Origin of the sequence: Synechococcus sp. ATX 2A4 (assembly GCF_024346375.1) — a bacterium.
GTDB lineage: Bacteria > Cyanobacteriota > Cyanobacteriia > PCC-6307 > Cyanobiaceae > MW101C3.
This window is the reverse complement of the sequence record NZ_JAGQCV010000018.1, coordinates 1-26,266: the sequence shown is the minus strand read 5'-3', so window position 1 is coordinate 26,266 and position 26,266 is coordinate 1. Positions and strand designations below refer to the sequence as shown.

Here is a 26,266-nt window from a genome sequence, read left to right as displayed (position 1 = left end):
TCAGTTCCCTGCTGGCAGGCGCACCGCGCCGCCGCTCACCACGATCCCGCCGGTGGCTGGAACCGTCACCAGCAGCTGGCTGGGCCGGCCCATGGCCTCGCCCTGGCGGATCTCCAACGTGGCGGGCACGGGGATCAGGCCCGCGGCGCGCAGGTAGCCGCCGAGTGCGGCGGCGGCCGAGCCGGTGGCCGGATCCTCCACCACGCCGCCCACCGGAAAGGGGTTGCGGCTGTGGAACAGCTGGCGGTCCTGGCGCCACACCAGTTGCAGGGTGAGCAGGTCTTCGCGCAGCATCAATGCCTTGAGCGGCTCGAAGGCGTACTGGAGCCGGGCCAGCCGCTCCGCCGTGGCGGCAGCCAGCACCAGGTGCCAGGCGCCGGCGTAGGCCTTCATCGGTGGCAGGGCCGGGTCGAGCTCCTCCGCCTGCCAGCCCAGGGCCTCGAGCGCGGCGGCCACCAGTGGATCAGCGGCTGGCGCCTGGCGGGGTTCCACCGAGGTGAGCGAGGCCTGCAGCACGCCCTCCCGCTCCGCCACCTGCACCGGCACTGCCCCCACCGGGGTGTGAAACACAAAGCTCCGGCCGGGTCCGGTTTCCGCCAGCAGCACAGCGGCGGCGATCGTGGCGTGGCCGCAGAACGGCACCTCCCCCGCCGGGCTGAAGTAGCGCACCTGCCGCTGCGGGCCGTGCTGCGGCGAGAGGAACACGGTTTCCGAAAACCCCACCGCCGTGGCCAGGCGCTGCATCGCCGCCGCTTCCGGCAACGCCGCGCCCACCCACACCCCGGCTGGATTGCCACCATCGGCGCGGCTGGTGAAGGCCGCCAGACGGTGCAGCTGGGGGGGCTGCCTGGCGGAAAGGCTCAATGGACTGCGGTGCCTCCGCTGTCCGGCAGGTTCAGTTCTGCGGCGGTTGCCGCCGCCCGCAGCCGCACGGTGTAGCCCATGTTCGAGCCAATGCCGGTGCCGCGGTAGGTGCCTGACACCGGTGCGGCCAGCTGGTGGTCGGGGGCGGCGGCGATCGCCACATGCCCATCGGCCACGGCCAGCCCGAGGCTGGGGTCGTAGGCGCGCCAGCCGCCGCCGGGCATGTACACCTCCGCCCAGGCATGCAGCTCCTGTTCGCTCACTTCCGGCGGGTGGTGCATCGAATAGCCGCTCACGAAGCGAGCCGCCAGCCCCTGGCTACGGCAGGACTCCACGAACAGCATCGCCGTGTCGCGGCAGGCCCCGCAGCGGCTGGTGAGGCAGTCGCTGGCCGGCAGTGGTTCACCGTCCGGCCGGCCCACGTGGTGGAAGGTGAGGTGGATGGTGTCGGTGAGCTGGGTGAGGAAGTCGAGCGTGTTGTGCTGGGCGCCCGCAGCCAGCTCGGCCGCCCAGCTGCGCACTGGCTCCGCCACGGCTCCGCCGCGGCTGGGGGCCAGGGAGGCCGCCTCCCCCGGTTGGTAGTGCGCCGGCAGGTGCTGGGCGCCGGCATCGGTGACGATCCAGGCGAATGGGTTGTCCCGCAGGGTCTCCACCACCGACTCCACCTCGATCACCAGCGTCTGTCGCTTCTCCTTGAACCACAGCACCACGGCATCACTGCCATCGGGTTCCACGATGCTGGCCTGGCCCAGGGGGGGCTCCACGATGCGCAGGCTGTGGCTCAGCAGCCGCTGGCTGGCGTCCTGCCGCGGCGTCAGCCGCAGCGTCATCGGCTCAAGGAACACCGGCTGGTCGTAGGTGTAATCGAGGCGGTGGCGGATGTGAAACAGCATCAGACGGGGGGTTTCGGCCTCGGCGCCGGCTGGTGCAAGGGGCTCCCACCATCGTGCCTCCCGTAGGTTGGGCCGCCCGATCGCTTGGCATTCGCTGACACATGCGCTTGGCTGTGCCGCGCACCAACGGCCTGCCGGGTGCCTCCTTAATGTGTCTTCATGAACCAGTCGCTTCCCCAATCCCATGCCGCGCCTGAGCCGGCCGGTCCCGAAGTTGTCCTCGATGGCGCCGCCACCACGCGCATCGACGAGCCCTGGGCCTCCGGGCAACGCAAGCGCTATCTGCGCAGCCTGGCCCCGATCGAAAGAGCTGAAAACACCTGAAGGACCAGCCTCCATCCACGCGCGTTGCCGCTGACCGGCACCACGGAACCTTTCACCTCAAGGCCTCTCACCTCAAGGCCTTCTGGCTCAAAACCCTTTCTCCTCGAAACCTTTCCGATCAAAAGTCTGCGCCGCTGAACCCTGCGCCACTAAATCCGGCACCGCAGGGATTCGCCCATGGCCGTGTTGGCCGACACAGCGGCCTGTGGTGCGGCAAACGCCGGTGCGTGCTCTGGCCAGATGGCCTTAACGGAACCTCAACATGGGGCCCCTACAACGGTTCTGCGCCTCCATGGGCCCCCTTGGCAATGGGACTGACGGAAGAAGAACAGGCGATCGTGATGACCGCCCGGCAGTGCGGAATGATCAGCGACAGCGAGCAGGTGCGTTACCTCTGTGGGAACCGCTGCATCCTGTGGGCCTTGGGCCTGGCGCCGTTCACGCTGGGGTTCTCGCTGATCCTTTGCCCGCTCGTCTGGGTGGCGCAGCACGACAGGACCGGCCGGTCAATTGATCGCCTGCGCCAGCAACTGGCCGCGACACCCTTCGCTCAGGGTTGATCGCCCGGGGCCGACGATCAGTCTTCGTCGGTATCTTCGCCGCCGACCGGCACGAGGCGAATCTGCTTGCGGCCCAGCTTGAGTTCGAATTCATCGCCGGGTTTGAGATCGAGCAAACCGGTATAGGCCTTGCCCACCAGCAGGTTGCCGTTGCCTTGCACAGTGGCCACGAAGCTGAGTTTGCGGCCGCCTTTGCTGACCGGGGAACCCGCGCCATTGCCCAGGCTCACGCCTTTGGCTTCAAGCAGAGCTTCGTAGAAGGCGGTGAAGTTGAGCCGCTCTGTGCCGTCCTTCTTGGTGCTGAGATAACCGCAGCTGCGGACGAGCTCAGATTTGGAGGCATCGCCAAGCTCCTTGACTTTGGCGAGCAAATCAGATCCAGTGAGCATGTTCGGATGCGCCTGAAGACGTCTTCAACATAGCAATCGAAGGGCATGGCTCTGCAAGTGGTTGGCCAATTCAAGCCGCGATCCAGCCGCAATAACGTATGACCGGCCCCAAACATGCAGGGTGTTCGCTTAGCTGGTCCCATTAGCTGGTCCCAGGCGACACCGGGCATGATGGCTCTGGACGAGGGCTCAGTTCCCTGCTATAGAAAGGATCCTGGGTGCCGCAGAGGTTGTCCCAGAACGTGAAATAAAGGCCGAAGTGAACGCTGTGCTTGCGGTGATGAAGCGAATGATGCTGGGGGCCGATCACCCAGCGACCCAGCCAGTGGTGAGGAAATGAACCGGGCAGCCGATCGAGGCCGAGATGGTTCACCACCGCCCACACGCTCATGGTGGTGAGCACCGCCAGCAGGGTCACCACATGGAGCGGCACCACGAACACGATCGCCACAAGGAACACCGCTTGAACCGCCGCTTCGGCGGGATCGAAGGCGAAGGAGGTCCAGGGTGTGGGGCACGGTGAACGGTGGTGGCCCTGATGCAAGCGCACGAACAGGGCAGGGTGATGGAACAACCGATGGGTGGCGTAAAAATAACCGTCCTGCAGGATCAGTGCGGCGCCATAGCTGAACGCCGCATAGAGCAGGCCATGGCCGTCAAGGCCGTCGTAGAGGAGGGTGAACCCATGGTTGTAGGCCGTCATCATCGCGGCGGTGGCGAGCGCGAAGATCGCCGCCGATATCACCGAAAGCCGGATGTCATGGCCGATCCAGTGGCGCCAGGAGCGGCGACCGATCGCCTGCGCTTGCAGCTGTGTTCTGGGCTGCGGTGAAGCCTCTGAGGCCACGATCGCCGTGGCACCGGCAGGCTCCGATCGGTAAAACAGCAGATGGGAGATTCCGGCCACGAGGAAGTAGCGCAGCACGATCAAGGCGAAGAACACCACCACGTAGAAGCCGAAACCGTGGCTCTGCATGCCTGAACGCGATTCCCTTCACCGTATGGGCGCCGGACGATTCCCCCAGGGTGGGTTTCCCCCTGCCGTCCCCCCGGCCGTCGCTCCGCCCCCCGCAGCTTCTGTTCGTATTGCCACACCAGGGCTGATCGCCGCTGGCCTGGTGGCACTCCTGGCTGCAGGCGGAAGCGCCGTGCTGGTGTTCACCGCCATTGCCACTGGCACGGCCACAGCCACTGCTGCCACCACCGCCGCCACCACCAGCAGCAGCAGCACCGCCGCCAGCGAGGTGCTCACCGTTTCAGCGGCCGCCTCGCTCACCGGTGCCTTCCGGGAGCTGGCTGCCGACTTCCGCCGTCGTCACCCCGGCACCGTGGTGCGCTTGAACCTGGGCGCGTCGTCGTCGCTGCTGCGTCAGATCCAGGCCGGCGCGCCGGTGGATGTGTTCGCCGCCGCCGACCGCACCAGCATTGAGGCCCTCCGATCTTCCGGCCATCTGCGCAGCCAGCCGCTGCCCCTGGCCCGCAACCGGCTGCAGATCGCCGTCAAGCCGGGGAATCCCCTGCGCCTGCGTGGGCTGGCGGATCTGGGCCGGGCCCCGGTGCTGGCGCTCTGCGGCGCCACGGCGCCCTGTGGCCGCTATGCAGCAACTGCACTGCAGCGGGCTGGGGTGCGCCTGGAGCGTTCCCGCCTCAGCCGTGGCACCGATGCCCGCGCCACCCTGCTGGCGGTGAGCCGTGGTGATGCCGATGCCGCGATCGTGTACGCCACCGATGTGCGCGCCGCCGGCCGGGCGGTGCAGGGGGTGGAGATTGCGGCGGCGCAGAACATCAGCGCCTGGTACGGGCTGGCGATCGTGCGCGCCGGCGGCGCCCGGCCGATCGACCGGGCCTTTGTGGACCACGCCACCTCGGCCCGCGGGCAGGCCATCCTGAGGCGGCATGGCTTTGCGGCGCCCTGAGCGGCCAGCACCGTTCCCCCCGCCCATGGCCAGATCCGTTCGCCATTCGCCCCGCCTGCTGCGCAGCCTGCTGCCGCTCTCGCTGCTGGCGGTGCTGTTCCTGGCCCTGCCGCTGGTCGGTCTGCTGCAGGGGGTGCGCTGGACGAGCCTGCTCAGCGACCTCGCCGCCCCCCAGGCCCGCGAGGCCCTCGGGCTCTCGCTGCTCAGTTCGCTGCTGGCCACTGCCCTCGCGCTGCTGCTCGGCCTGCCGCTGGCCTGGAGCCTGGCGCGCGAGCGCTTTCCGGGCCGGGAGCTGGTGCGGGCCCTGGTGATCCTGCCGATGGTGCTGCCGCCCGTGGTGGGCGGCCTGGCCCTGCTGGGCGCCTATGGCCGCAGCGGTGGTCTGATCGGCGGCTGGCTGCACCAGGCGCTCGGCGTGCAGCTCACCTTTTCGCTGGCGGGGGTGGTGGTCGCCCAGACCTTCGTGGCGCTGCCCTTCCTGGTGCTGGCGGTGGAGGGCGGGCTCCGCGGAATCGATCCCCGTTATGAGCAGGCCGCCGCCACGCTCGGCGCCGCTCCGCTCGCTTGCTTTCTGCGCGTCACGCTGCGGCTGTTGCTGCCGTCGCTGGCCGCCGGCACCGCCCTGGCCTGGGCGCGGGCACTGGGGGAGTTCGGCGCCACGATCACCTTCGCCGGCAACATCGAAGGCCGCACCCAGACCGCCCCGCTGGCGGTGTACCTGCTGCTGGAAAGCCAGCCCGCTGCCGCCTATGCGCTCAGCTTCGCGCTGGTGCTGTTGAGCCTGGCGGTGATCATCGGGCTGCGGGGGCGCTGGTGGAGCCTGGGCCGATGAGCCTGGAGCTGCACGGGCTGCTCACGCTCGGCTCCCTGCGCCTGGAGGCCCACCTGGAGGTGGGCGATGAAATCGTGGCCGTGACCGGCGCCAACGGCATCGGCAAGACCACCCTGCTGCGCCTGATTGCCGGCCTGCTGGCGCTCGACAGCGGCAGCTTGCGCCTGCACGGACGCCTGCTCGATGAGGCGGCCAGCGGCCTGTTTGTGCCTCCTCACCGGCGCCAGGTGGGGCTGATGTTTCAGGACCATGTGCTCTTCCCTTTCAGCACAGCGCTGGAGAACGTGGCGTTTCCGCTGCGTCGTCAGGGGCTCGGCGCCACTGAGGCGCGCCGCCGTGCCCAACGGCAGCTCGATCACTACGGCATCGGCGCCCTGGCCGACCGCCGGCCGCCGCAGCTCTCCGGTGGCGAAGCCCAGCGGGTGGCCCTGGCGCGGGCGCTGGTGGGGCGGCCCGCCGCCCTGCTGCTCGATGAGCCGCTCTCCGCCCTCGATGCCGGCGCCCGCGCCGAATTCCGCCGCCTGCTGCGGGATCAGCTCAGCGCGTTGCCGGGGCCGAAAGTGCTGGTCAGCCACGATCAGCTCGATAGCGCGCAGATCTGCGACCGGGCGGTGACCCTCTGCTGGAACGGTTCGGCGGTGGTGATCCGCCCGGCGCCACCGTGATCGGCCGTTAGCGATCACTCGTCAACCATCAACCATCAACAATCAACCATCAGCCCTTCCAGCCCGCCAGCCGCGAGGCGGCCTGGGAGCGTGCCAGGGCGCGGGCGGCCGGCAGGGCCGGTTCAAGCCGCAGGGAGGTGAACGGGGGCAGGTAGCGGCTGCGCAGCCAGGCCCCCCAGCGGAACTCATGGAAGGGGATCAGGGGTGCCGGCTCGATCACCCCCTCCCGCTTCAGCTTCCACACCAGGCTGCGGTAGGGGTCGTCGTGCAGCTCCAGCAGGCTGCTGGGCAGCTGCTCCGGCGGCAGGGGCCCCTGGCCGCGGCCGTCGAAGAGATACAGCCAGCCCAGCGCCTGCAGCTCCCGCAGCACCGAGGGGCGGTCGCTGTGGTCGAGCTGGCGCACCAGGTAGCCGAAGGCAGTGGCCCTGGGGTCCACATCCAGCAGGCCGCGCAGGCGGTGGTGCCGGTCCACCATCCAGAGGCCACCAGCGGCGCTGCGTGCCAGCGGCACCGGCTTCTTCCTCAGGTAGCTGCGCCGCTGCTTGTCGGGTTCGTCTCTGAAATCAGCCCGCCGGTGCAGCACCTCGGCCAGGCCGATGCACATCTGGGTGGGCTGCAGCTCCGCCACCGGCACTTCGAACAGCGCCTCGACCTCGGGCGGGGGCGGCAGGGGCTCGAAGGGGGGCAGATGCAAGACCATCACATGCTCAGCGCTGAGGATTGACCGGGGAGGCCAACCCTGACCAGCTTTTCACCCATCAGCGCCCCGCCACACCTACAACCGCAACAGAAGAGATGGCTTACAGGCCATGGAGTTGCCAACATGTACGGAATGTGCCAATGCCGCCAACTCTTGAAGACCTGTTAATCCATTCATAACGCAAATGGGCTCATTGCGTTGCTATCAATACGTTGCCCCCAATTGGCTTTTCTGATGACCTTCGCGAAGAAGGCCCTAATTCTCTCCGCTGTCAGTGCTGCCAGCGCTGGAATTGTGATTCCGGTCCTTGCCCAGAGCACCTCCATCAGTGGAGCCGGGGCTAGCTTTCCCGCTCCGGCCTATCAACGCTGGGCCGTTGAATTCGCCAGGGAAACCAAGAAGCAGGTGAACTACCAGTCGGTGGGATCCGGCGCCGGTGTTCGCCAGTTCCACGCCGGCACCGTTGATTTCGGCGCTTCTGACGAAGAACTGCAGGCTTCCAAGGGCGAGTTCACTGCCGGTGTCACCGCCCAGCGCGGTGCCCTGCAGATTCCGATGATGGGCGGCACCGTCACCCCTGCCTACAACAACCCCAGCTGCAAGAACCTCAAGCTCACCCAGCGCCAGGTTGCCGACATTTTCCTCGGCAAAATCAAGACCTGGGAACAGCTGAAGTGCGGCACCGGCCCGATCCGGGTGGCCCACCGTTCCGACGGTTCCGGCACCACCTACGTGTTCACCAACTCCCTCTCCTGCTTCTCGCCTGAGTGGAAATCAAAGGTGGGCACCGGCAAGGCCGTCAAGTGGCCCGTGGGCCTCGGTGGCAAGGGCAATGAAGGCGTGGCTGGCATCATCCAGAGCACCCCAGGCTCGATCGGTTACCTGAACCAGGCCTTCGTCAAAGGCAAGATCGTGGGCGCCGCCGTCCAGAACAAGGCCGGCAAATTCGTGATGGCCAACGACGTCACCGGTGCTGCCGCCCTCAACGGCGTCAAGCTGGATGCTCGCCTGGGCGGTGAAGATTGCAACCCGGCTGGCGCCAACGCCTTCCCGATCGCCGCCTTCACCTGGATCCTCGCTTACCAGCGTGGCAACGGCGCCAAGACCGACACCATCAAGCAGTTCCTGAACTGGGGCCTCTCACCCAAGGGTCAGGCCATCGCCAAGCAGCTCGATTACGTGCCCCTCACCGGTGCCGTGCTGGCGCGCGCCCGCGCTGAAGTCAACAAGATCGGCCGTTGATCTCGCTGACCACCCCGCTCTCCTGAGCGGCGTTCTGGGGGCTTCGGCCCCCTTTTTTGTTGGCGCCACTTTGGGATTGATTCACAGCCCCTGCAGACATGCGCCCCCTGCTTGAGCCCTTGCCGCCCCACGGCCCTTCACCCACCGCCCATCCAGGGCCTTAGCCGCTGCTTAACCGACTCCTTATCCGGCCTTTGCCTCCTTGTCGGTAGTCCTCCATACGCTCATTGGTGTCCCCGGGTGATGGCCATGGTTTCGACGCCTTTCCGTGATGCCGGCCGCAGTGGCGCCATTCGAGACATCCTCGAAACCAGCTATCGCAACCGCAACCTGCTGCACGTCACCGCCGGTAGTGGGGTGCCGTTGATCAAGAACAGCATCTGGCTGGTGGTGCGCGGCATGGTGAAACTTGAGGCCGTCACCATGCATGGCGATGCGCTGCTGCTCGGCCTGGCTGGCCCCAACGAACCCTTCGGCGAACCGCTCACCAATGTGCAGGCCTACGGTGCCTACACGATCTGCGATTCCGATCTGCTCTGCCTCTCCTGCGCCGAGATCGAGCAGTCACCCCACCTGGCCATGGCGATGATGCAGGCGCTGGTGTCGCGCTATCGCCAGGCCGAAACCATGTTGTCGCTGCTGGGGCTGCGGCGGGTGGAAGAACGGGTGCGCGGCTTTCTGGAATTGCTGGCCCAGGATTATGGCCAGGCCTGCGAAACCGGCCTGCGGCTCAACCTGCGGCTCACCCATCAGGAACTGGCCAGCGCCCTCTCCACCACCCGCGTCACCGTCACCCGCGTGCTCGGCGTGCTGCGTGAGGAAGGCTGGTTGCAGATCGATGGCCAGCGCCATCTGGTGATCAGCCATCTGCCCAAGCGCCGGTGAACCCGCAGGAGCCTGGCCTAGCTTCAGCTCAGGATGCCCCCTGGGTCAGAACTCTCATGCCACGGCTGCTGATCGTCGATGACGATGAAGGCATCAGAACCACCCTGCAGGAAGCCCTCAGCCATGAAGGTTTCGATGTGGTCTGCGCCTCCAATGGTCGTCAGGCGATCAACCAGATCGATGCGCGCCAGCAAGCCGCCAACGGCGGCTTTGACCTGGTGGTGCTGGATCTGATGCTGCCGGGTGTGGGCGGCCTTGATGTGTGCCGCCACATGCGCCGCAGCGATTCCCGCACCCCGATCCTGATGGTGAGCGCCCGCGACACCGAAACCGATCGCGTGCTCGGCCTCGAACTCGGCGCCGACGATTACCTGGTGAAGCCGTTCGGGTTGCGGGAGCTGGTGGCCCGCTGCCGCGCCCTGCTGCGCCGTTCCCAGGGCCCGTCTGAGCGCTTCCCCGTGCACCCTGCCGTCAGCCATGCGGGCCTCACGCTCTACCCGGATGAATTCCGCGTCACCCGCGACGGCGTGAACGTGAACCTCTCGCCGAAGGAATACCGGCTGCTCGAGTTCTTCATGCAGAACCCCGGGCGTGTCTGGAACCGCAACCAGCTGATCGATGAGGTGTGGGGCACCGATTACGTGGTGGACACCAAGACTGTGGACGTGCACATCCGCTGGCTGCGCGAAAAGCTGGAAGCCAACCCCTCCGCTCCCGAACACATCCTCACGGTGCGAGGCTTCGGCTACCGCTTCGGCTGAGGCCGCCTCCCCGGTGAAGACACTCCTCGCCCTGGCCTTCGGCATGTTGATCGGCTGGAGCCTGGCCCAGGCCACGGCCTCCTGGCGCCGCCGCGAAGCCGAAGCCGGTGCCCGGGAGGCGACCCCGCCCACCCGCGCCCAGTTGCTCGCCTGGCTGAACGCGGCCCCCCATGGCTGGCTGGCCCTCGACCCCACTTGCACGATCCAGGCGATCAACGCCAAGGCCGAGCATCTCCTGCAACTTCCCGCCGAACGCCTGCTGTGCGGCGAGCAGCTGCTGCATGTGATCCAGTCGCCCGAGCTGGAGGAGGGCATTCAGCGCTCGCGCCGGCTGGCGCGCGCCCAGCGGGTGGAGTGGAGCCTGGGCTCGGAGCCGCTGGAAGCCACCCTTTTGCCGGGAGAGGGGGGCTGGATGGCGGTGTGGCTCAGCAGCCGCCGCTCGCTCGAATCCCAGCTCGATCAGCAGAGCCGCTGGGTGAGCGATGTGGCCCACGAACTCAAGACGCCGCTCACGGCCCTGCTGCTGGTGGGTGACAGCCTGGCCGCCCAGGCCACCCGTTCCAACGCCGTGCTGATCGAACGCCTGCAGCGCGAACTGCAGCGGCTGCGGGAGCTGGTGGGAGATCTGCTGGAGCTGTCGCGCTTGGAGAACAGCCTTCCCGGCGACGATGAGCGTTACCGCCGCCTTGATCTCTGCGATCTGCTGGATGAGGCCTGGAGCAGCCTGCGCCCGCTCGCCGAGCAGCGGGGCGTGAGCCTGGAGCTGCCTCGCTGCCCCTCCGCCCCCCTGCGGGGCGATGAGGGCCGCCTGCACCGCGCCCTGCTCAACCTGCTCGACAACGCCCTGCGCTACAGCCCGGACGGCACCGTGATCGAGGTGGACATCACCGGTACGGGGCAGTGGTGGGAGCTGACGGTGCGCGATCACGGTTCTGGATTCAGCGACACCGATCTGAAGCATCTGTTCGAGCGCTTCTACCGCGGCGATCCCTCCCGGGTGCGCAGCCGCCGCTCCGGCAGCGGCCTGGGCCTGGCGATCGTGCAACAGATTGCGCTCACCCATGGCGGCCGGGTGGAGGCGCGCAACCACCCCGGCGGCGGGGCACTGATGGAATTGGTGCTCCCCCACGGCGAGTCGCCCCTCCCTCCGGTTTCCCCGTAAGGTGAGGGCTCACAATTGCCAGTCGGGCGTCGGATCAGGGGATGACACAAGCTCTGGCCCTCCCGCCTGAACAGCATGCCGCCTCCGCCAGCACGGCGCCCGTGCGGCAGTCGGTGCCGAAGATGTATCTCGACCCACCGGAGCCGTGGAACCCCACGGTGGGTCTGTTCCTGGCGGGTTACGCCCTGGCCGCGCTCTGCATCTGGGGCTGGTTCGTGGGCAACTGGCCGTTGCCGGCGCTGCTGATGCTCGGCTTCCTGGCGCTCCACCTGGAGGGCACGGTGATCCACGATGCCTGCCACAACGCCGCCCATCCCAACCGCTTCTGGAATGCGGTGATGGGCCACGGCGCGGCGCTGTTGCTGGGTTTCAGCTTTCCGGTGTTCACGCGGGTGCACCTTCAGCACCACGCCCATGTGAACGATCCCAAGCGCGACCCTGACCACATCGTCTCCACCTTCGGGCCGCTGTGGCTGATTGCGCCGCGCTTTTTTTATCACGAAGTGTTCTTCTTCCGTCATCGCCTCTGGCGCCGCTGGGAGTTGCTGGAGTGGGGGCTGGCCCGCGCTGTGTTTTTCACGATCGTGGCGGCCTCGATTCACTTCAACTTCCTGCACTTCGTGCTCAACGTCTGGTTTGCTTCGGCGTTGATGGTGGGTGTCACCCTTGGGCTCTTCTTCGACTACCTCCCCCATCGACCCTTTCTGTCGCGCAACCGCTGGCAGAACGCCCGCGTCTATCCCAGCCGTGTGATGAATTGGCTGATCATGGGCCAGAACTATCACCTGGTTCACCATCTCTGGCCTTCCATCCCCTGGTTTGAATACCAGGACGCCTACCGCGCCACCAAGGATCTGCTCGAATCCAAAGGCTCACCCCAGCGGCTGGGGCTGTTCGAAACCCGCCACGACGGCATCAATTTCCTCTACGACATCTTTTTCGGCATCCGCAGCCATAAACGCCGCCGCAGCCGTCTGCGCCCGATCGCCGCACTGTTCCCCAGCCCTCGGGCCCGCCGTCATGTGCTGGCGCTGCTGCACCGCACCGCTGTTTCCCCTTTGCCCCGCTCCTCGGCCAGCTGAGCAGTTCCAGCGCGGGCCTGCGTTTTTCAGGGCCAGCCGCACCTGCCGACCAATCCATCGGCCGGACGTTTCCTGATCCATCGGCCGGGATTTTCCTAATCCGCCAGGATTTTCGGCACCCGGAAGAAATCACCCTGGCGCTGGGGGGCCAGCCCCAGCAGTTCGTCGCGCACGGGGGTGGGATCCACCCGGTCTTCGCGGGTCACATTCACCACTTCCACCGCGCGCGTGGTGGCAGGCACGCCCTCGGTGTCCACTTGCTCGAGGTGGGCGACGTAATCGAGGATGCGCTCGAGCTGCCCGGTGTAGGTGGCGATCTTCTCGTCCGGCAGCTCCAGGCGGGCCAGCTTGGCCACCTTGCGCACGTCATCGCTGTCGATCCTGCTCATCGCGCTGGAGCTCACCATCTGGGGCCGAACCTAGCCTGTGCCGCTTCGCTCAGTCGGCCGGTTCCCCGTCGCTGAGGAAGGCTTCGAGATCGGCGGTGAGCGAGCTGGCGGCCTGATCGAGGATGGCCGCGCCATGGGCGGCGGTGGCCAGGTAGGGATCGGAGCCCATGCGCCCATCGGGATGCCGACGGCGGAAATCCTCCGGGCCGTGGATCGGGCCCGCTGGCGCCGCTTCCGGCAGGGGGCGCTGCAGGGCGATCAGGCTGGGTTCCAGGTGCAGGGTGAGGGCGATTTCACTGGGGGTGGCGTGGTGCCCCTCCCGGTCGCCGTAGAGCTCGCGGGCCTGGCGCATCACCGGCCCCGCCATGAACCAGTTGGCCAGTCGGCAGCGCAGGTCGGCGGCATGGGGCAGCCCGCGGGCGGCAGCGGTGCCGTAGGCCTGGGCGAAGGCGGCCCGCGCCGTGGCGATGTTGCCGCCATGGCCGTTGATCACGTAGATGCGCTGGAAGCCATGCCGTGCCAGCGACAGCACCACGTCGTGCAGCACGGCCAGCAGCGTGGCGGGCTGGAGGCTGATCGTGCCGGGGAAGGCCAGGTGGTGCTCCGCCATGCCGAAGGCCTGGGCGGGCGTCACCAGCACGCCGGTGCGGCGCCCCACCTCCAGCGCCACCGCTTCGGCGGTGAGTGCATCGGTGCCGATGGCGCCGGTGGGCCCGTGCTGTTCGGTGGAGCCGAGCGGCACGATCACGCCCTTGCAGCGCTCCAGATAGGCCTCCACCTCCGGCCAGCTGCGCAGCTGCAGCCGGATCGCCTCAGGGCTGGCCACCGGGCCGGGAACGGCGGAACCAACTGCAGCAGCAGGGGTAGAGGGGGCGCCGCCGGCAGCAGGGGCGGTAGCGGAAGCTGTGCCGCTGCCAGCCGAAGCCGGTGCAGGGGAGGAAAGGGTGCTCACCGGCGGGAGGCGGCACGGCCGCCGCATGAAACGGATCCGTCCATCATCTCTAGGATCGAAAGCAACCGGGCCCGACCCGGCCTCGTCCGGCGCCGGCCGGGAGGGTGATGCTGCACCGCAAGCTGGATCAGTTCTGCAGCGAGAAACGCCCGGTGTGGGTGTTCCTGCGCGATCAGCAGCGCTGGATTGAGCAGGCGATTGTGGTGGAGATCGTGGGTGATCTGGTCACCCTCCGCTACGACATGGCCGACGACGACGAGCGCCACAGCTGGGAGGAGAGCGTGCGGCTCGAATCGATCGGCGCTGTGAGCACCCGGTTGGCCTCGTTCAGCCGCAGCGGCAGCGCGCAGGATCTGGAAACTGCCGACGATTGCCCGGAATCGGAACGGCTGCACAGCCAGGGTTGAACGCTGCTCGCTGGGCTGGCCCGGGCGCAAGTCCCGCTGGCTTGGCCTCAGTGGGCCGTGCCGTTGCCGTCGTAATCGTCGGTGTCGTAGAAGCCACCGCGGGTGCCGAAGTAGAGGGTGGCCAGAACGAACAGCCCGCTGCCGGCCAGCAGCACGGTGCCGAGGTTGAAACTGGAGAGAGCGCTGGACACGGGAAGGAGCCGATCGGACGAATGGCAGGGACGTTGAGCCCCCCCGCCGGCACCAGTCTGGCGGGTGGCGACCCGGTGGGCGCAGCCGTGTGCGCGAGCGATCACCGGCTGCCCGCTGCGGCCGGCGCCGGCCTGCCGCCCAACGTCTTTGCCCGCCCGGCCGAGCTTGTGGCCCCCGATCTGGTGGGTTGCCTGCTGGTGCGCGCCCTGCCCGGGGGCGGCCATGTCTGGGGGGTGGTGGTGGAAACCGAGGCCTATTGCCAGAGTGAACCGGCCTGCCATGGGCACCGCCGCCGCTCCCCCAGCAACGACACCCTCTTCGGCCCGCCGGGCCGCTTGTATGTGTACCTCACCTACGGCCTGCATCACTGCGTGAACGTGGTCACAGGGCACGACGGTCATGCCAGTGGCGTGCTGCTCAGGGCCGTGGCCCTGTCGGGTGAGGCCGAGCGGATCGCCGCCGGCCCCGCTCTGCTGGCGCGGCGTTTCGGCCTGAACCGCTGCCAGGACCGCCAGCTGTTGATGCCGCCGCAGGGGGTCTGGATGGCGCCGCGCCCTGCGGCGCTGCAGCGCTGGTGGCAGGCCCGTGAGCTGGAGGGCGATGGCCCCTTGGTGTGCACCACCCGCATCGGCATTTCCCAGGCTCAGGAGCTGCCCTGGCGCTGGTATCTGCGCGCCAGCCGCAGCGTCAGCCGGCGCGCGCGGGGCGATCGCATGCCTCGGCCGGCGGCGGCCTTCTGCCCCGCAGCGATGGGCACACCGGAGGCGCAGCCATGAGCCGCTGGAGCCACCGCCATGTGCTGGATCTCGCCGCCTTCTCCCTGGCCGACTTCACCACCGTTCTGGAGTTGGCGCAGCGCTTCCGCTCCCTGCCCACCAGTGGCGCGCGGCGCTTGCCGGCCCTGCAGGGCCGCCTGGTCACCAGCCTGTTCTTCGAGCCCAGCACCCGCACCCGCAGCAGCTTCGAGCTGGCCGCCCGGCGGCTGTCGGCCGATGTGCAGAGTTTCTCACCGGCCTCCAGTTCGCTGAGCAAGGGTGAGAGCCTGCTCGACACCGCCCGCACCTACGTGGCCATGGGCGCCGACGTGCTGGTGGTGCGCCATGCCTGCGCCGGTGTGCCCGCCGCCATGGCCCGCGCCCTCGACCGCAGCGGCGAACGGGTGGCGGTGCTCAACGGCGGCGATGGTCTGCACAGCCACCCCAGCCAGGGCCTGCTGGATCTGCTCACCCTCGCCCGCTGGTTCGAGCCGACGGCGCCCACGCCGGCTGCCCTGGCCGGCAAGCGCATCGTGATCGTGGGGGATGTGCTCCATTCCCGCGTGGCCCGCTCCAACCTCTGGGCGCTCACCGCCTGCGGCGCCGATGTGGTGCTCTGCGGCCCTGCCACGCTGCTGCCCGATGGCTTCGCCGCCTTCGTGCAGGCGCCGCCGCCGGGCCAGGCGCACGATCCGGTGGAGTGCCGCGGCACAATCCGCATCGTGCGCCAGCTGGAGGAGGCCCTGCCGGGGGCCGATGCAGTGATGACCCTGCGCTTGCAGCAGGAGCGCATGCACCAGCACCTGCTCACCAGCCTCGACACCTACCACCGTCACTACGGCATCAGCCACCAGCGGCTGGAGCTCTGCGGTAAGCCGGTGCCGGTGCTGCACCCGGGGCCGGTGAACCGCGGCGTCGAGCTGAGCGGTGCGCTGCTGGATGATCCCAGCTGCTGCCTGGTGGAAGAGCAGGTGCGCAACGGCATTCCGATCCGGATGGCGCTGTTGTATCTGCTGGCGGCGGCTGAACCCGACCCGTTCACAGCAGCTTGAAACCGTCCAGCAGCAGCCCGTAGAGGAAGCCGGTGCGGGCGGCATCGATCAGCTGCAGGGTGAGCCGGTCACCGCTCTGTTGCAGCAGGGCGCGGCGGGTGCGCACCGATAGCTCCATCAGCGCCACACAGGCCAGGGCAGCGATCGGGTCAAGATAGGAGAGGGCGCCGATCAGCATGCCCACCGAGCCCCCCATGAAGAAGCCGCCCAGCAGGGTGATCACCTGCAACGAGAGCCGGCGCCAGGGGTTCTGGGCCCAGAGCTGCAGCCGCTCACCTGCCAGGCCGATCTGGCGGTGAAGCCTGGTCTGCTGCAGGCGGGTCACGGAAGAGGGTGGCAGGAGCAACGGCTGGCGATCCCCATCACCTGGCCCGGACAACTGCCAAACACTTTTTACACCATTTCTGGTGTGGGCGGTACCCCCAAACGCCATCCATAGGGGATTGAAATAAAAAGGCCCGGGCAGGGCCCGGGCCAGAGGGATGGGAACGGACTCACAAAACCGATGGCTTTGCGTCCTGGCAAGACGCACCCTCTGCCGGTGCTGTCAAGGGGCCGGCAGCCTCAGCCGTCGCTGTCCTTGTTCTTGCGGGCGCCCTTGCCTTCCAGCAATTCGAGCAGGGCTTCCATCTGTGCCATCACGCCGCGCACTTCGCCGGCCTCGGGCAACAGGCCGTCTTCCATGACGCCCTGGTGCATTTCGCGCAATTCCTGACGGATGTAGCGCAGATGGCTGACGACCTGTTCTCGCTTTGACTGCGACATGGAGGCGGGAGGCAGGATGCTGACCTCCCTTTTACCCTATCGAGCCCCCCTGACCCGCTGGCCAGGTGTGGCTGCTGCGGTTCGGGACCTCAGAGCGATGCAGGTTGCACCCTCGTCGCCGCACTCAGCGGCGCGCGAACCGCGCCCGGGCCTCGTCATAGAAGGCCAGATCGATGGCGCTGAGCTGCGCCTCCTCCGCCATCGCTTCGATCCGTCGCCGCACGGCGGGTCGCACGAAGAAGGGCACTTCCTTCAGCTTCTGTTCGGCGTCGCTGGTCCAGTCCATGGTTCAGGCGGGTCGTTGGAGGGGATGGGGCTGCCGCGAGGGCCGTCGCAAAGGCAACAGGCCCGAGGCAACCGGTTTGCAAGAGTGGGCGGATCGGATGGCCCCAGCGTGCAGTTTCACGGAAGCCTGGACGAGCTCAAGTCCATCGTCACCAGCCTCGACCATCCCGGTCACTGGGAGCACAAGGGGGTCTATGAACTGTTCGTCTTCGACGAAAAGCACACCAACCTCCGCCTCAACTGGTGGCCCGAAAGCGGCGCCATCACCCTCGTGGGTGACCCCGCCGACCGTGACACCTACCAGGCCGCCCTCGCGGGCTTGCTGGGCGGCAGTGGTGACTGAGCGCTTGAAGTTCGGCGCCAGCAGTGGTGGGCTGGCGGCTCAGCTTCTGCGGCTGCCGCTCTGCTGGAGGTGTGAACTCAAGCCTCCAGCCCGCAACGGCTCAACACGTCGTCCAGGGTGATGGTCGGCTCCCCCGATCCCTCGTGCCCCAGCCAGGCGGATTCGGCCAGCTGAGCGTCTTCGATATCTTGCAGGCTTTCGTTGATGACCCGACCGAGCAAGGCATCGGCGCTGCTGCCGGACGCGTTGGCAAGCGGTTGCAGCCGGCTCTCTGGATCCGGAGACAGGCGCACCGTGGTGGCCATTGGCGGGAGTGGGAAAAACTTAAAAGCTAGCTCTGGCCTGCCGAGCACACTGCGTTGCTTGGCCGCTGGCGGAACTCAGCGAAGAGCCGGAGCGTGTATCCCCGCCGGCTCGCGCCACCCATGGACACCGGCGCAGGGTTGATCAAGCAGCAGCACCGCCGCCCCACCATCGCTGCGATAGCGCAGTGGCCACGGCCCGGCTACCCACAGTGGCCGGCCAGCCTGCAGGGGATGGTGTAGCAGCGGTCCACAGCGGGGGCGCAAGGCCGGGAGGATCCGCCGCTTGTGATTAGGAGCTCCAGCCACGCCGGCGCACGATTAGATGCGGCAGCCGAACCGCTGGCTCCCCGGCGCCTTTGCCGAGGTGGAGAACTGGATCGGTACCCGACCCTGTACCCAGGTTCTGCACCCAAGGTCTGCACCAGGGCGAGCCAGGAAGACTTCTTGAGACTCCTGAAATCCAGTCACCGACCGGGAAATGCTGGCTTCCCATGGAGAATAGGGGACTCGAACCCCTGACCTCTGCGGTGCGATCGCAGCGCTCTACCAGCTGAGCTAATTCCCCGTGCCGAAAAGCTATCACTGCCGCTCGGGTGTCTGCCGGGGGCTGGGCCGGCGTCCGCAGGGCTGTTGATGCAATGAGCAGCCGCAAGGCCGTTGATGCGATGGAATGAAACCGGACATCCGTCTCCATTGTCTTGGCCGACCCCATCGCTCCGTCCACGTCCCAGGCCGCTGGCCAGCCGCAAGAGCGCGGTGGCCCAGCGATCACCCCCGAACGGCTCGAGGCCTTTGATGAAGCCGCGACCGCCGAGCTGGCCCGCCGCCTTGATGAAGACGATTACCCCACCCCCTTCGCCGGCCTGCAGGACTGGCACCTGATGCGGGCACTGGCGATTCACCGCCCGGAGCTGGCCCGCCCCTACGTCCATCTGGTGGATCAGGAACCGTTCGATGAGGAATGAGGGCGACAGCCGTGCTGATCCCCTGGCGGGGTGCCGGATCCTGGTGGGCATCAGCGGCAGCATCGCCGCCGTCAAGCTGCCGGGCCTGGTCAGTGCCCTCGCCAAGCGGGGCGCCGAGCTGCGTTGCGTGCTCACCCCCAGCGCCACCCGGCTGGTGAGCCCGGTGGCGCTGGCCAGCCTCAGCCGCCACAGCTGCCTGCTGGAGGCGGATCAATGGAGCCACCAGGCGGCGCGGCCGCTGCACATTGAACTGGCTGAGTGGGCCGAACTGGTACTGGTGGCGCCGCTCAGCGCCACCAGTCTGGCCCGCTGGGTGCACGGCCTGGGCGACACCCTGCTGGCGAGCACCTTGCTGGCGGCCGAGGCGCCGGTGCTGGCTGCCGCCGCCATGAACACCGCCATGTGGCGCAGCCCCGGGGTGCGCCGCAACTGGCAGGAGCTCCAGAACTTTGAGGGGGTGCTGCCGCTTGGCCCCCAGCCGGGGCTGCTGGCCTGCGACCGGCAGGGCGATGGACGGATGGCCGAACCGGCCCTGCTGGAGCTGGCGCTTGAATCCCTGCGCCTGCATGGTGCCAGCCGCGACTGGCGCGGACGTCGGTTATTGGTGAGCGCCGGACCGACCCGCGAATCTCTCGATCCGGCCCGCTGCCTCACCAACCCCAGCACGGGACGGATGGGGGTGCTGCTGGCCCAGGCCGCCCGCCTGCGGGGGGCGCAGGTGGATCTGGTGCACGGTCCGCTGAGTGTGGAGGCCGCCTGGCTGGAGGGGTTGCAGCTTCATCCGGTGGTCACCGCCGCTGAGCTGCAGCAGCGGCTGGTTGCTCTCCAGCCCGAAGCCGATGCGATTGCCATGGCGGCGGCGGTGGCCGACCACCGCCGGGCGGCGCCCCTGCCCACCAAGCTGGCCAAGGAGGAGCTGGCGCAGGCCCTGCAGACGGGCTGGCAGGGGGTGCCTGACCTGCTGCAGCAGCTGGTGAGCCAGCGCCCGCCCGGCCAGCGGATCCTCGGCTTCGCGGCCCATTCCGGCGATGTGTTGCCCCAGGCCCGGGCCAAGTTCCGGCGCAAGGGCTGTGATCTGCTGTTCGCCAATCCGATCGATCAGCCCGGCGCCGGATTCGCCGCCGCCACCAACCAGGGCTGGCTGCTGGGGCCCGGCGACGGGGAGCGACCGCTGGCGCCGATGGGGAAGCTGGCCTTGGCTCACCGGCTGCTCGATGCGCTCGGCGCCTTGCTCGCGCCTGCCGCCGCGCCGGCCCCGCCGGCATCGGCCAGGCGGCTGTGAGTCATGTTGTTGAGAGGCGCAACGCCGCTGCAGGAGCCCGGGTTTCTCCTCTGTAGGATCGCCGCGACGCACGCCTTCACAAGGTTTCACCCTGCCCGCGCGGCTTCTCCCCATGCGTTTCCGACCCCTGCTCGCACTCGTGCTGGCGCTCTGCCTCACCATGGTCACCGCCTGCGGCGGTGGTGCCAAAGCTGTTGATCGCTCCAACGTCACCTATGACGACATCGTCAACACCGGCAAGGCGAACGACTGCCCCACCCTTCCCGATTCTGCGCGCGGCACGATTCCCCTCGATTCCGGCGCCCGCTACCAGCTTCGTGACATCTGCCTCCACCCCAGCGAAGTGTTCGTCAAGGGTGAACCCACCAACAAGCGGCAGGAAGCCCAGTTCGTGGCCGGCAAGATCCTTACCCGCTACACCTCCAGCCTGGATCAGGTGTATGGAGATCTGAACGTCTCGGGCGACTCCCTCACCTTCAAGGAGCTCGGCGGCATCGACTTCCAGCCGATCACCGTGCTGATGCCCGGTGGTGAGGAAGTGCCCTTCACCTTCTCCAGCAAGGAGCTGCTGGCCACCTCCAATGGCGCCGCCATCAGCACCAGCACTGATTTCGAAGGCACGTATCGCACCCCCAGTTACCGCACCAGCAACTTCCTGGATCCCAAGGGCCGCGGCCTCACCACCGGTTACAGCAGCGCTGTCGGCCTCGTGCCCGCCGGTGACGACGAATCGCTGGCCAAGGAGAACACCAAGCAGTACGTCGACGGCCGCGGCGCGATGAGCCTTTCGATCACCAAGGTCGACAGTGCCACCGGTGAATTCGCCGGCGTGTTCACGGCGATCCAGCCCTCGGACACCGACATGGGCGGCAAGCAGGCCGTCGACGTCAAGGTGACCGGCCAGCTGTACGGCCGCCTCGAAGAAGCCTGATTCAGGCCCCGGCCTTCCTCCTTTCTTCAAGCCCCTCCGGAGCTCCCTCCGGAAGGGCTTTTTGCTGCCAGCCGATCCCACCAGGCTTCGCGGCTTGCCAGCAGGGCCTGGGTGCTCTGAAAGAATCTCTCCATTCCCTCACGCCGCTGCCCGTGACCTCCACCACCTCCACCGAAGGCCAGCCCCAGGTTCATGGGATCGCCCCCCATGGCGGCACGCTCGTTGATCTGCGGGTGCCGCCCGAGCAGGTGGCGGCGGTGAAGGCCGGTGTGGATCGGGTGCTGGAGTGTTCCGACCGCAACGCCTGCGACGTGGAGCTGCTGATGGTGGGCGGCTTTTCGCCCCTGCGCGGCTTCATGCACGAAGAGGATTACCTCGCTGTGGTGAGCGGGCACCGCACCACCTCGGGCCTGCTGTTCGGTCTGCCGGTGGTGATGGACACCGATGACGACACCATCGCTCCGGGCGATCGCCTGCTGCTCACCTACCGCGGCCAGGATCTGGCGGTGTTCACCGTCGAGAGCCGCTGGGAACCCGACAAGGTGCGTGAGGCCGCTGGCTGCTACGGCACCACCTCAATCGAGCACCCGGCGGTGCGCATGATCTGCGGCGAGCGTGGGCGCTTCTACCTCGGCGGCGCGCTGCAGGGGCTGGAGCTGCCCCGTCGGGTGTTCCCCTGCCAGACGCCGGCTGAGGTGCGCAGCCAGTTGCCCGCCAATGAAGACGTGGTGGCTTTCCAGTGCCGCAACCCGATCCACCGGGCCCACTACGAGCTGTTCACCCGCGCCCTGCATGCCACCAACGTGAGCGCCAACGCGGTGGTGCTGGTGCATCCCACCTGCGGCCCCACCCAGGAAGACGACATCGCCGGCGAGGTGCGTTTCCAGTCGTATGAGCGGCTGGCCGCCGAGGTGGAGAACCCCCGCATCCGCTGGGCCTACCTGCCCTACGCGATGCACATGGCAGGCCCGCGCGAGGCCCTGCAGCACATGATCATCCGCAAGAACTACGGCTGCAGCCACTTCATCATTGGTCGCGACATGGCCGGCTGCAAGTCGTCGTTGAGCGGCGACGATTTCTACGGCCCTTACCAGGCCCAGGATTTCGCCCGTGACCAGGCCACCGAACTGGGCATGGAAACAGTGCCGTCGCTCAACCTCGTCTACACCGAGGAAGAGGGCTATGTGACCGCCGAGCACGCCGAGGCCCGGGGCCTGCATGTGAAGAAACTCAGCGGCACCCAGTTCCGTCAGATGCTGCGCAGCGGCGAGGAAATCCCGGAATGGTTCGCCTTCCGTAGCGTGGTGGAGGTGCTGCGCGCCGTCTGACGGCCTGCCGCGCCATTAACATTCCTTTACTTCCATCTCATCAGGAGCACACAGGGTGAAAAAGCGCTGGCGCAACGCGGGGCTCTACGTGCTCCTTGCCGTCGTGGTGATCGCCGTGGGCACGGCCTTCCTCGACCGGCCCAACCCGGCCAACGCCCCCCGCACCCTCCGTTACAGCGATTTCGTTGAAGCGGTGCAGAGCAGGCAGGTATCGCGTGTGCTCATCTCCCCCGACCGGGGCACCGCCCAGATCGTGGAAAACGATGGCGGCCGCGCCGTGGTCAACCTCGCCCCCGACAAAGACCTGCTGAAACTCCTCACCGACAACAACGTCGACATCGCCGTGCAGCCCAGCCGCGAACCGGCGGCCTGGCAGCAGGCGATCGGCAGCCTGCTGTTCCCCCTGCTCCTGCTCGGCGGCCTCTTCTTCCTGCTGCGTCGCGCGCAGGGTGGCGGTGGCAACCCGGCCATGAGCTTCGGCAAGAGCAAGGCACGGGTGCAGATGGAACCGCAGACCCAGGTCACTTTCGGTGATGTGGCCGGCATCGAGGGCGCCAAGCTCGAGCTCACCGAGGTGGTCGACTTCCTCAAGAACCCCGATCGCTTCACGGCCGTGGGCGCCAAGATCCCCAAAGGGGTGCTGCTGGTGGGCCCTCCCGGCACCGGTAAAACACTGCTGGCCAAAGCGGTGGCCGGTGAGGCCGGCGTTCCCTTCTTCTCCATCTCCGGCTCGGAATTCGTGGAGATGTTCGTGGGTGTGGGCGCCAGCCGCGTGCGCGACCTGTTCGAACAGGCCAAGAAGAACGCCCCATGCATCGTGTTCATCGATGAGATCGACGCGGTGGGCCGTCAGCGCGGCGCCGGCCTCGGCGGTGGCAATGACGAGCGCGAGCAGACCCTCAACCAGCTGCTCACCGAAATGGACGGCTTTGAGGGCAACACCGGCATCATCATTGTCGCCGCCACCAACCGCCCCGATGTGCTCGATTCGGCGCTGATGCGGCCGGGCCGCTTCGATCGCCAGGTGGTGGTCGATCGCCCCGATTACGCCGGCCGGTTGCAGATTCTCGGCGTCCATGCCCGCGGCAAGACCCTCGCCAAAGACGTCGACCTCGACCGCGTCGCCCGCCGCACCCCCGGCTTCACCGGCGCCGACCTGGCCAACCTGCTCAACGAAGCGGCGATCCTGGCGGCCCGCCGCCAACTCACCGAAGTGTCGATGGATGAGGTCAACGACGCGATCGAGCGCGTGATGGCCGGCCCCGAGAAGAAGGATCGGGTGATGAGCGAGAAGCGCAAGCGCCTCGTGGCGTATCACGAAGCGGGCCATGCTCTTGTGGGGGCCCTGATGCCCGACTACGACCCGGTGCAGAAGATCAGCATCATTCCCCGTGGCCAGGCCGGCGGCCTCACCTTCTTCACCCCCAGTGAAGAGCGAATGGAATCGGGCCTCTATTCCCGCGCTTACCTGCAGAACCAGATGGCTGTCGCCCTCGGTGGCCGTGTCGCCGAAGAGATCGTCTACGGCGAAGACGAAGTCACCACCGGGGCCTCCAACGACCTTCAGCAGGTGGCCCGGGTCGCCCGCCAGATGGTCACCCGCTTCGGCATGTCTGACCGGCTGGGCCCCGTGGCCCTCGGCCGCTCCCAGGGCGGCATGTTCCTCGGCCGTGACATCGCCGCCGAGCGGGATTTTTCCGAAGACACCGCCGCCGCGATTGATGAGGAGGTCGGGCAGCTGGTGGAAGTGGCTTACCGCCGTGCCAAAGGCGTCCTCACCGACAACCGCCCGGTGCTCGATGAGCTCGCCGACATCCTGGTGGAAAAGGAAACCGTGGATGCCGAGGAGCTGCAGGAGCTGCTGATCCGCAGCGATGTGCGGGTCGCCGAATACGTCTGAGCGTCACGATGCTCCGCCGCTCCTACCAGGGGCTGCGGAGTGCGGGCTTGCCGCCGCCCGTCTGATCGACTCCTTGCGGGAGCAGCCGCTGCTCACAGTGGTGCGCTGCAGTGAGCCTGCCGCTCTGCGCCGGCACGTGGGGCAACTGGCAGCTGCTGGTGTGCGCCATGTGGAGGTGGCCTGGATGCCCCAGCCTGGTTGGGTTGAGCAATGCCGCGAGTTGCGCCGCCTTTTCCCCGCCTTGCAGTTGGGGGCAGCATCGATCACCACGGCTGCCGCTCTCGCCGATGTGCGTGCGGCCGGTTTCTCCTATGCGATGTCGCCGCTGCTGCGCGCTGAACTGCTGGTCGAGGCGGCACGGATGGGCCTGCTGCTCGTGCCAGGGGTGATGTCCCCCACGGAGGTGGATCTCGCCCGCCGCCTGGGCTGCAGGCTCGTCAAGTTGTTCCCGGCGGCGGCACTTGGCCCGGGTTACTGGCGCCTCCTGGCCGGCCCTCTGGCTCCACTGCCCTTCTGCATCGCCGCCGGTGGCCTGCGCCCTGCCGATGTGCCCATCTGGCTGGCGGCCGGCGTGCAGGCGGTCACGCTTGGCGCGGCACTCTTTTCTGCCGCCCCAGAGGCTGTGCTGGACCCTCAGCTGGCGCTCGTGCTGCAGGGTCTGAGGGAAGCATCAGCGGCCGGCCCACCTCAGCCCGCAGGTGAACCTGCCCGCTCTCCAGCAGCGGGTTACGCCTGACAGCAGGCTCCTGGGTGGCCCTGTCCTCACCTCAGTGCCTTCACCAGAGGCTGCATTGCCCCTGCTGTCGCAGGAGGTGATCGGCCAGCACCAGCGCCACCATCGCTTCCACCATCGGTACCGCCCGCGGCAGCACGCACGGATCGTGGCGCCCCTTGGCTTCAAGCGTGGTGGCTTCGCCGGCCAGCGTCACCGTCTGCTGCGCCTTGCGGATTGTGGCGGTGGGCTTGAAGCCCACCCGCAGGCAGATCTCCTCGCCGTTGCTGATGCCGCCCTGGATGCCCCCGGAATTGTTGGTGGCGGTGTGCAGGCTGCCGTCAGCGGTGGGCAGGAAAGCATCGTTGTGTTCACTGCCCCGCAGCAGGGTGCCTGCGAAGCCGGAGCCGATCTCGAAGCCCTTGGTGGCCGGCAGCGACATCACCGCCTTGGCCAGATCGGCCTCCAGCTTGTCGAAGACCGGCATGCCCAGCCCCGGCGGCGGCCGCCGCACCACACACTCGATCACCCCACCGCAGGAATCGCCTTCGCGGCCGATGGCCTCGATCCGCCCGATCATCCGCTCCGCCGCCTCGGCGTCGGGGCAGCGCACGATGTTGGCCTCCACGGCCGCCAGGGTCACCTGCGCCGGATCGATCTGCGCCTCGATCGTGTGGATGCGCCGCACCCAGGCGATCACCTCGGTGCCATGGGCCCGGGCCAGCAGTTGCTTGGCGATCGCACCGGCGGCCACCCGGCCGATTGTTTCCCGCGCCGAGGCGCGGCCGCCGCCGCTGCGGGCCTGAATGCCGTACTTGGCCTGGTAGGTGGCATCGGCGTGGGAGGGGCGAAAGGCCACCTCCATGTCCTTGTAGTCCCCGGGACGCTGGTCCTGGTTGCGCACCACCATGGCGATCGGGGTGCCGAGGGTGATCCCATCGAGCAGCCCGCTGAGCACCTCCACCTGATCGGCTTCCTTGCGCGGGGTGGTGATGCGGCTCTGACCGGGTCTGCGCCGATCGAGCTCGGCCTGAATCGCCGCCAGATCGAGCGGCAGCCGCGGCGGACAGCCATCCACGATCACCCCGACGCCGCCGCCGTGGGATTCGCCGAAGGTGCTGATACGAAAGAGCTGGCCGTAGCTGCTGCCCATGGCGCCGTTGCACTGGTGGGAGCCTACTGATTCGAGCTGCAGAGCCTGAGGAAGCAGATGCTTCCTGCCGCAACCCAGAGCCGATCACTGTTCGCTCGTTTCCCGCAGGCCTGAGTCGATCGCAGGTGTTGGCGATGCCGTGCCCATTGCCCCCGCCTGCGATCCCGTTTGCCGTGGCTGTGCTGCATAAAAAAGCCCCCGCAATGTGCGGAGGCTTTGGATGGATCGATCGCTGTCAACCGGAGTGCCTTGAAGCAGGTTCAATGAACACCGGC

At 67.8% G+C, this 26,266-nt stretch carries 34 protein-coding genes and 1 tRNA gene; 20 read left to right on the top strand and 15 right to left on the bottom strand.

The window, feature by feature from the left end; translation table 11 throughout:
* Positions 1 to 864, bottom strand: coding sequence for a PhzF family phenazine biosynthesis protein (locus KBY97_RS13845; protein WP_255147804.1), 864 nt, complete (start codon positions 862 to 864; stop codon positions 1 to 3).
* A complete protein-coding gene (locus KBY97_RS13840; RefSeq protein ID WP_255147803.1) occupies positions 861 to 1,757 on the bottom strand; it encodes a transglutaminase family protein in 897 nt (298 codons plus the stop codon). Before KBY97_RS13840 ends, KBY97_RS13845 begins: the two co-directional genes overlap by 4 nt.
* A 159-nt stretch (positions 1,758 to 1,916) precedes the next feature.
* On the opposite strand from KBY97_RS13840, the gene KBY97_RS13835 reads away from it, so the two are divergent.
* Both KBY97_RS13835 and KBY97_RS13830 read left to right on the top strand, forming a co-directional pair.
* Entirely contained in the window at positions 1,917 to 2,081 is a 165-nt protein-coding gene (locus tag KBY97_RS13835) for a hypothetical protein (RefSeq protein WP_255147802.1), read from the top strand.
* 308 nt (positions 2,082 to 2,389) lie between these two features.
* The gene (locus KBY97_RS13830; RefSeq protein ID WP_255147801.1) at positions 2,390 to 2,641 is read left to right on the top strand and encodes a hypothetical protein; all 252 of its coding nucleotides are present in this window, start codon (positions 2,390 to 2,392) and stop codon (positions 2,639 to 2,641) included.
* Positions 2,642 to 2,658: 17 nt separating this feature from the next.
* Here the strand turns inward: KBY97_RS13830 and KBY97_RS13825 are convergent, their stop codons facing one another.
* Both KBY97_RS13825 and KBY97_RS13820 read right to left on the bottom strand, forming a co-directional pair.
* The gene (locus KBY97_RS13825; protein ID WP_255147800.1) at positions 2,659 to 3,030 is read right to left on the bottom strand and encodes an AbrB family transcriptional regulator; all 372 of its coding nucleotides are present in this window, start codon (positions 3,028 to 3,030) and stop codon (positions 2,659 to 2,661) included.
* A 142-nt stretch (positions 3,031 to 3,172) separates the two neighbouring features.
* Entirely contained in the window at positions 3,173 to 4,006 is an 834-nt protein-coding gene (locus tag KBY97_RS13820) for a sterol desaturase family protein (RefSeq protein ID WP_255147798.1), read from the bottom strand.
* 142 nt (positions 4,007 to 4,148) lie between these two features.
* Between KBY97_RS13820 and modA the strand changes: the two genes are divergently transcribed.
* From modA to KBY97_RS13805, 3 genes are read left to right on the top strand one after another with little or no spacing between them, the layout of a single operon-like run.
* A complete protein-coding gene (modA, locus tag KBY97_RS13815; RefSeq protein ID WP_255147796.1) occupies positions 4,149 to 4,946 on the top strand; it encodes a molybdate ABC transporter substrate-binding protein in 798 nt (265 codons plus the stop codon).
* Between the two features lie 25 nt (positions 4,947 to 4,971).
* Entirely contained in the window at positions 4,972 to 5,778 is an 807-nt protein-coding gene (locus tag KBY97_RS13810) for an ABC transporter permease (RefSeq protein ID WP_255147795.1), read from the top strand.
* Positions 5,775 to 6,443 carry a sulfate/molybdate ABC transporter ATP-binding protein gene (locus KBY97_RS13805; protein WP_255147794.1) on the top strand — a complete coding sequence of 223 codons (669 nt, stop codon included), beginning with the start codon at positions 5,775 to 5,777 and terminating at the stop codon, positions 6,441 to 6,443. Before KBY97_RS13810 ends, KBY97_RS13805 begins: the two co-directional genes overlap by 4 nt.
* Before the next feature lie 49 nt (positions 6,444 to 6,492).
* Here KBY97_RS13805 and KBY97_RS13800 read toward each other — a convergent pair whose 3' ends face one another.
* Positions 6,493 to 7,143 carry a ParB-like protein gene (locus tag KBY97_RS13800; RefSeq protein ID WP_255147791.1) on the bottom strand — a complete coding sequence of 217 codons (651 nt, stop codon included), beginning with the start codon at positions 7,141 to 7,143 and terminating at the stop codon, positions 6,493 to 6,495.
* Between the two features lie 234 nt (positions 7,144 to 7,377).
* On the opposite strand from KBY97_RS13800, the gene pstS reads away from it, so the two are divergent.
* From pstS to crtR, 5 genes are all read left to right on the top strand, one after another.
* The gene (gene pstS, locus KBY97_RS13795; RefSeq protein ID WP_255147789.1) at positions 7,378 to 8,385 is read left to right on the top strand and encodes a phosphate ABC transporter substrate-binding protein PstS; all 1,008 of its coding nucleotides are present in this window, start codon (positions 7,378 to 7,380) and stop codon (positions 8,383 to 8,385) included.
* Between the two features lie 249 nt (positions 8,386 to 8,634).
* Positions 8,635 to 9,270 (top strand): Crp/Fnr family transcriptional regulator, encoded by a 636-nt coding sequence (locus KBY97_RS13790; RefSeq protein ID WP_255147787.1) that lies wholly within the window; start codon positions 8,635 to 8,637, stop codon positions 9,268 to 9,270.
* 56 nt (positions 9,271 to 9,326) lie between these two features.
* Positions 9,327 to 10,031 carry a response regulator transcription factor gene (locus tag KBY97_RS13785; protein WP_255147784.1) on the top strand — a complete coding sequence of 235 codons (705 nt, stop codon included), beginning with the start codon at positions 9,327 to 9,329 and terminating at the stop codon, positions 10,029 to 10,031.
* A gap of 13 nt (positions 10,032 to 10,044) precedes the next feature.
* Positions 10,045 to 11,193: a cell wall metabolism sensor histidine kinase WalK gene (locus KBY97_RS13780; protein WP_255147783.1), complete on the top strand. Its 1,149-nt coding sequence runs from the start codon at positions 10,045 to 10,047 to the stop codon at positions 11,191 to 11,193.
* Positions 11,194 to 11,234: 41 nt separating this feature from the next.
* The gene (crtR, locus tag KBY97_RS13775) at positions 11,235 to 12,275 is read left to right on the top strand and encodes a beta-carotene hydroxylase (RefSeq protein ID WP_255147782.1); all 1,041 of its coding nucleotides are present in this window, start codon (positions 11,235 to 11,237) and stop codon (positions 12,273 to 12,275) included.
* Positions 12,276 to 12,370: 95 nt separating this feature from the next.
* Here the strand turns inward: crtR and gatC are convergent, their stop codons facing one another.
* Genes gatC through KBY97_RS13760 form a run of 3 tightly spaced genes read right to left on the bottom strand, consistent with a single transcriptional unit; the run spans position 12,371 to position 13,632 of the window.
* Positions 12,371 to 12,664, bottom strand: a complete 294-nt coding sequence (gene gatC, locus KBY97_RS13770; RefSeq protein WP_255147837.1) for an Asp-tRNA(Asn)/Glu-tRNA(Gln) amidotransferase subunit GatC — start codon at positions 12,662 to 12,664, stop codon at positions 12,371 to 12,373.
* Between the two features lie 49 nt (positions 12,665 to 12,713).
* On the bottom strand, positions 12,714 to 13,490 hold the full coding sequence (locus tag KBY97_RS13765; RefSeq protein ID WP_255147781.1) for a creatininase family protein: 777 nt from the start codon (positions 13,488 to 13,490) through the stop codon (positions 12,714 to 12,716).
* Complete coding sequence (locus KBY97_RS13760) at positions 13,477 to 13,632, bottom strand: hypothetical protein (RefSeq protein WP_255147779.1); 156 nt, start codon at positions 13,630 to 13,632, stop codon at positions 13,477 to 13,479. The genes KBY97_RS13765 and KBY97_RS13760 overlap by 14 nt, the downstream gene beginning before the upstream one ends.
* Before the next feature lie 91 nt (positions 13,633 to 13,723).
* Here KBY97_RS13760 and KBY97_RS13755 point away from each other — a divergent pair, with 91 nt between their 5' ends.
* Positions 13,724 to 14,023, top strand: a complete 300-nt coding sequence (locus tag KBY97_RS13755; RefSeq protein WP_255147778.1) for a DUF6679 family protein — start codon at positions 13,724 to 13,726, stop codon at positions 14,021 to 14,023.
* Positions 14,024 to 14,070: 47 nt separating this feature from the next.
* Here KBY97_RS13755 and KBY97_RS13750 read toward each other — a convergent pair whose 3' ends face one another.
* Positions 14,071 to 14,214: a hypothetical protein gene (locus KBY97_RS13750; RefSeq protein WP_198948333.1), complete on the bottom strand. Its 144-nt coding sequence runs from the start codon at positions 14,212 to 14,214 to the stop codon at positions 14,071 to 14,073.
* 21 nt (positions 14,215 to 14,235) lie between these two features.
* Here KBY97_RS13750 and KBY97_RS13745 point away from each other — a divergent pair, with 21 nt between their 5' ends.
* Positions 14,236 to 14,991, top strand: a complete 756-nt coding sequence (locus KBY97_RS13745; protein ID WP_255147776.1) for a DNA-3-methyladenine glycosylase — start codon at positions 14,236 to 14,238, stop codon at positions 14,989 to 14,991.
* Complete coding sequence (locus tag KBY97_RS13740; protein WP_255147774.1) at positions 14,988 to 16,022, top strand: aspartate carbamoyltransferase catalytic subunit; 1,035 nt, start codon at positions 14,988 to 14,990, stop codon at positions 16,020 to 16,022. The genes KBY97_RS13745 and KBY97_RS13740 overlap by 4 nt, the downstream gene beginning before the upstream one ends.
* On the opposite strand, the gene KBY97_RS13735 is transcribed toward KBY97_RS13740, so the two are convergent.
* The 3 genes from KBY97_RS13735 to KBY97_RS13725 form a co-directional block, all read right to left on the bottom strand.
* Positions 16,009 to 16,347, bottom strand: a complete 339-nt coding sequence (locus KBY97_RS13735) for a DUF565 domain-containing protein (RefSeq protein ID WP_315857172.1) — start codon at positions 16,345 to 16,347, stop codon at positions 16,009 to 16,011. The genes KBY97_RS13740 and KBY97_RS13735 overlap by 14 nt on opposite strands.
* Positions 16,348 to 16,586: 239 nt before the next feature.
* Positions 16,587 to 16,787, bottom strand: coding sequence for a hypothetical protein (locus KBY97_RS13730; protein ID WP_255147772.1), 201 nt, complete (start codon positions 16,785 to 16,787; stop codon positions 16,587 to 16,589).
* Between the two features lie 124 nt (positions 16,788 to 16,911).
* A complete protein-coding gene (locus KBY97_RS13725) occupies positions 16,912 to 17,073 on the bottom strand; it encodes a PCP reductase family protein (RefSeq protein WP_255147770.1) in 162 nt (53 codons plus the stop codon).
* A gap of 108 nt (positions 17,074 to 17,181) precedes the next feature.
* On the opposite strand from KBY97_RS13725, the gene KBY97_RS13720 reads away from it, so the two are divergent.
* Entirely contained in the window at positions 17,182 to 17,415 is a 234-nt protein-coding gene (locus KBY97_RS13720; RefSeq protein ID WP_255147769.1) for a hypothetical protein, read from the top strand.
* A 77-nt stretch (positions 17,416 to 17,492) separates the two neighbouring features.
* On the opposite strand, the gene KBY97_RS13715 is transcribed toward KBY97_RS13720, so the two are convergent.
* On the bottom strand, positions 17,493 to 17,720 hold the full coding sequence (locus KBY97_RS13715; protein ID WP_255147768.1) for a hypothetical protein: 228 nt from the start codon (positions 17,718 to 17,720) through the stop codon (positions 17,493 to 17,495).
* Between the two features lie 492 nt (positions 17,721 to 18,212).
* Positions 18,213 to 18,285: transfer RNA gene (locus KBY97_RS13710), tRNA-Ala, on the bottom strand.
* A gap of 202 nt (positions 18,286 to 18,487) precedes the next feature.
* Here KBY97_RS13710 and KBY97_RS13705 point away from each other — a divergent pair.
* The 6 genes from KBY97_RS13705 to KBY97_RS13680 all read left to right on the top strand — a co-directional run bounded on the left by KBY97_RS13705 (position 18,488) and on the right by KBY97_RS13680 (position 24,862).
* Positions 18,488 to 18,685 carry a DUF2555 domain-containing protein gene (locus tag KBY97_RS13705; protein ID WP_255147833.1) on the top strand — a complete coding sequence of 66 codons (198 nt, stop codon included), beginning with the start codon at positions 18,488 to 18,490 and terminating at the stop codon, positions 18,683 to 18,685.
* Positions 18,675 to 19,967 carry a bifunctional phosphopantothenoylcysteine decarboxylase/phosphopantothenate--cysteine ligase CoaBC gene (coaBC, locus tag KBY97_RS13700; protein ID WP_255147765.1) on the top strand — a complete coding sequence of 431 codons (1,293 nt, stop codon included), beginning with the start codon at positions 18,675 to 18,677 and terminating at the stop codon, positions 19,965 to 19,967. The genes KBY97_RS13705 and coaBC overlap by 11 nt, the downstream gene beginning before the upstream one ends.
* A gap of 112 nt (positions 19,968 to 20,079) precedes the next feature.
* Positions 20,080 to 20,898, top strand: coding sequence for a photosystem II manganese-stabilizing polypeptide (gene psbO, locus KBY97_RS13695; protein ID WP_255147763.1), 819 nt, complete (start codon positions 20,080 to 20,082; stop codon positions 20,896 to 20,898).
* A gap of 152 nt (positions 20,899 to 21,050) precedes the next feature.
* Positions 21,051 to 22,226, top strand: coding sequence for a sulfate adenylyltransferase (gene sat / locus KBY97_RS13690; RefSeq protein WP_255147761.1), 1,176 nt, complete (start codon positions 21,051 to 21,053; stop codon positions 22,224 to 22,226).
* A gap of 55 nt (positions 22,227 to 22,281) precedes the next feature.
* Positions 22,282 to 24,126, top strand: a complete 1,845-nt coding sequence (gene ftsH3, locus KBY97_RS13685) for an ATP-dependent zinc metalloprotease FtsH3 (protein WP_255147759.1) — start codon at positions 22,282 to 22,284, stop codon at positions 24,124 to 24,126.
* Between the two features lie 73 nt (positions 24,127 to 24,199).
* Positions 24,200 to 24,862 (top strand): bifunctional 4-hydroxy-2-oxoglutarate aldolase/2-dehydro-3-deoxy-phosphogluconate aldolase, encoded by a 663-nt coding sequence (locus tag KBY97_RS13680; protein ID WP_255147758.1) that lies wholly within the window; start codon positions 24,200 to 24,202, stop codon positions 24,860 to 24,862.
* 40 nt (positions 24,863 to 24,902) lie between these two features.
* Here the strand turns inward: KBY97_RS13680 and aroC are convergent, their stop codons facing one another.
* Positions 24,903 to 25,991 (bottom strand): chorismate synthase, encoded by a 1,089-nt coding sequence (gene aroC, locus KBY97_RS13675; RefSeq protein WP_255147756.1) that lies wholly within the window; start codon positions 25,989 to 25,991, stop codon positions 24,903 to 24,905.
* Positions 25,992 to 26,266 lie beyond the last annotated feature (275 nt).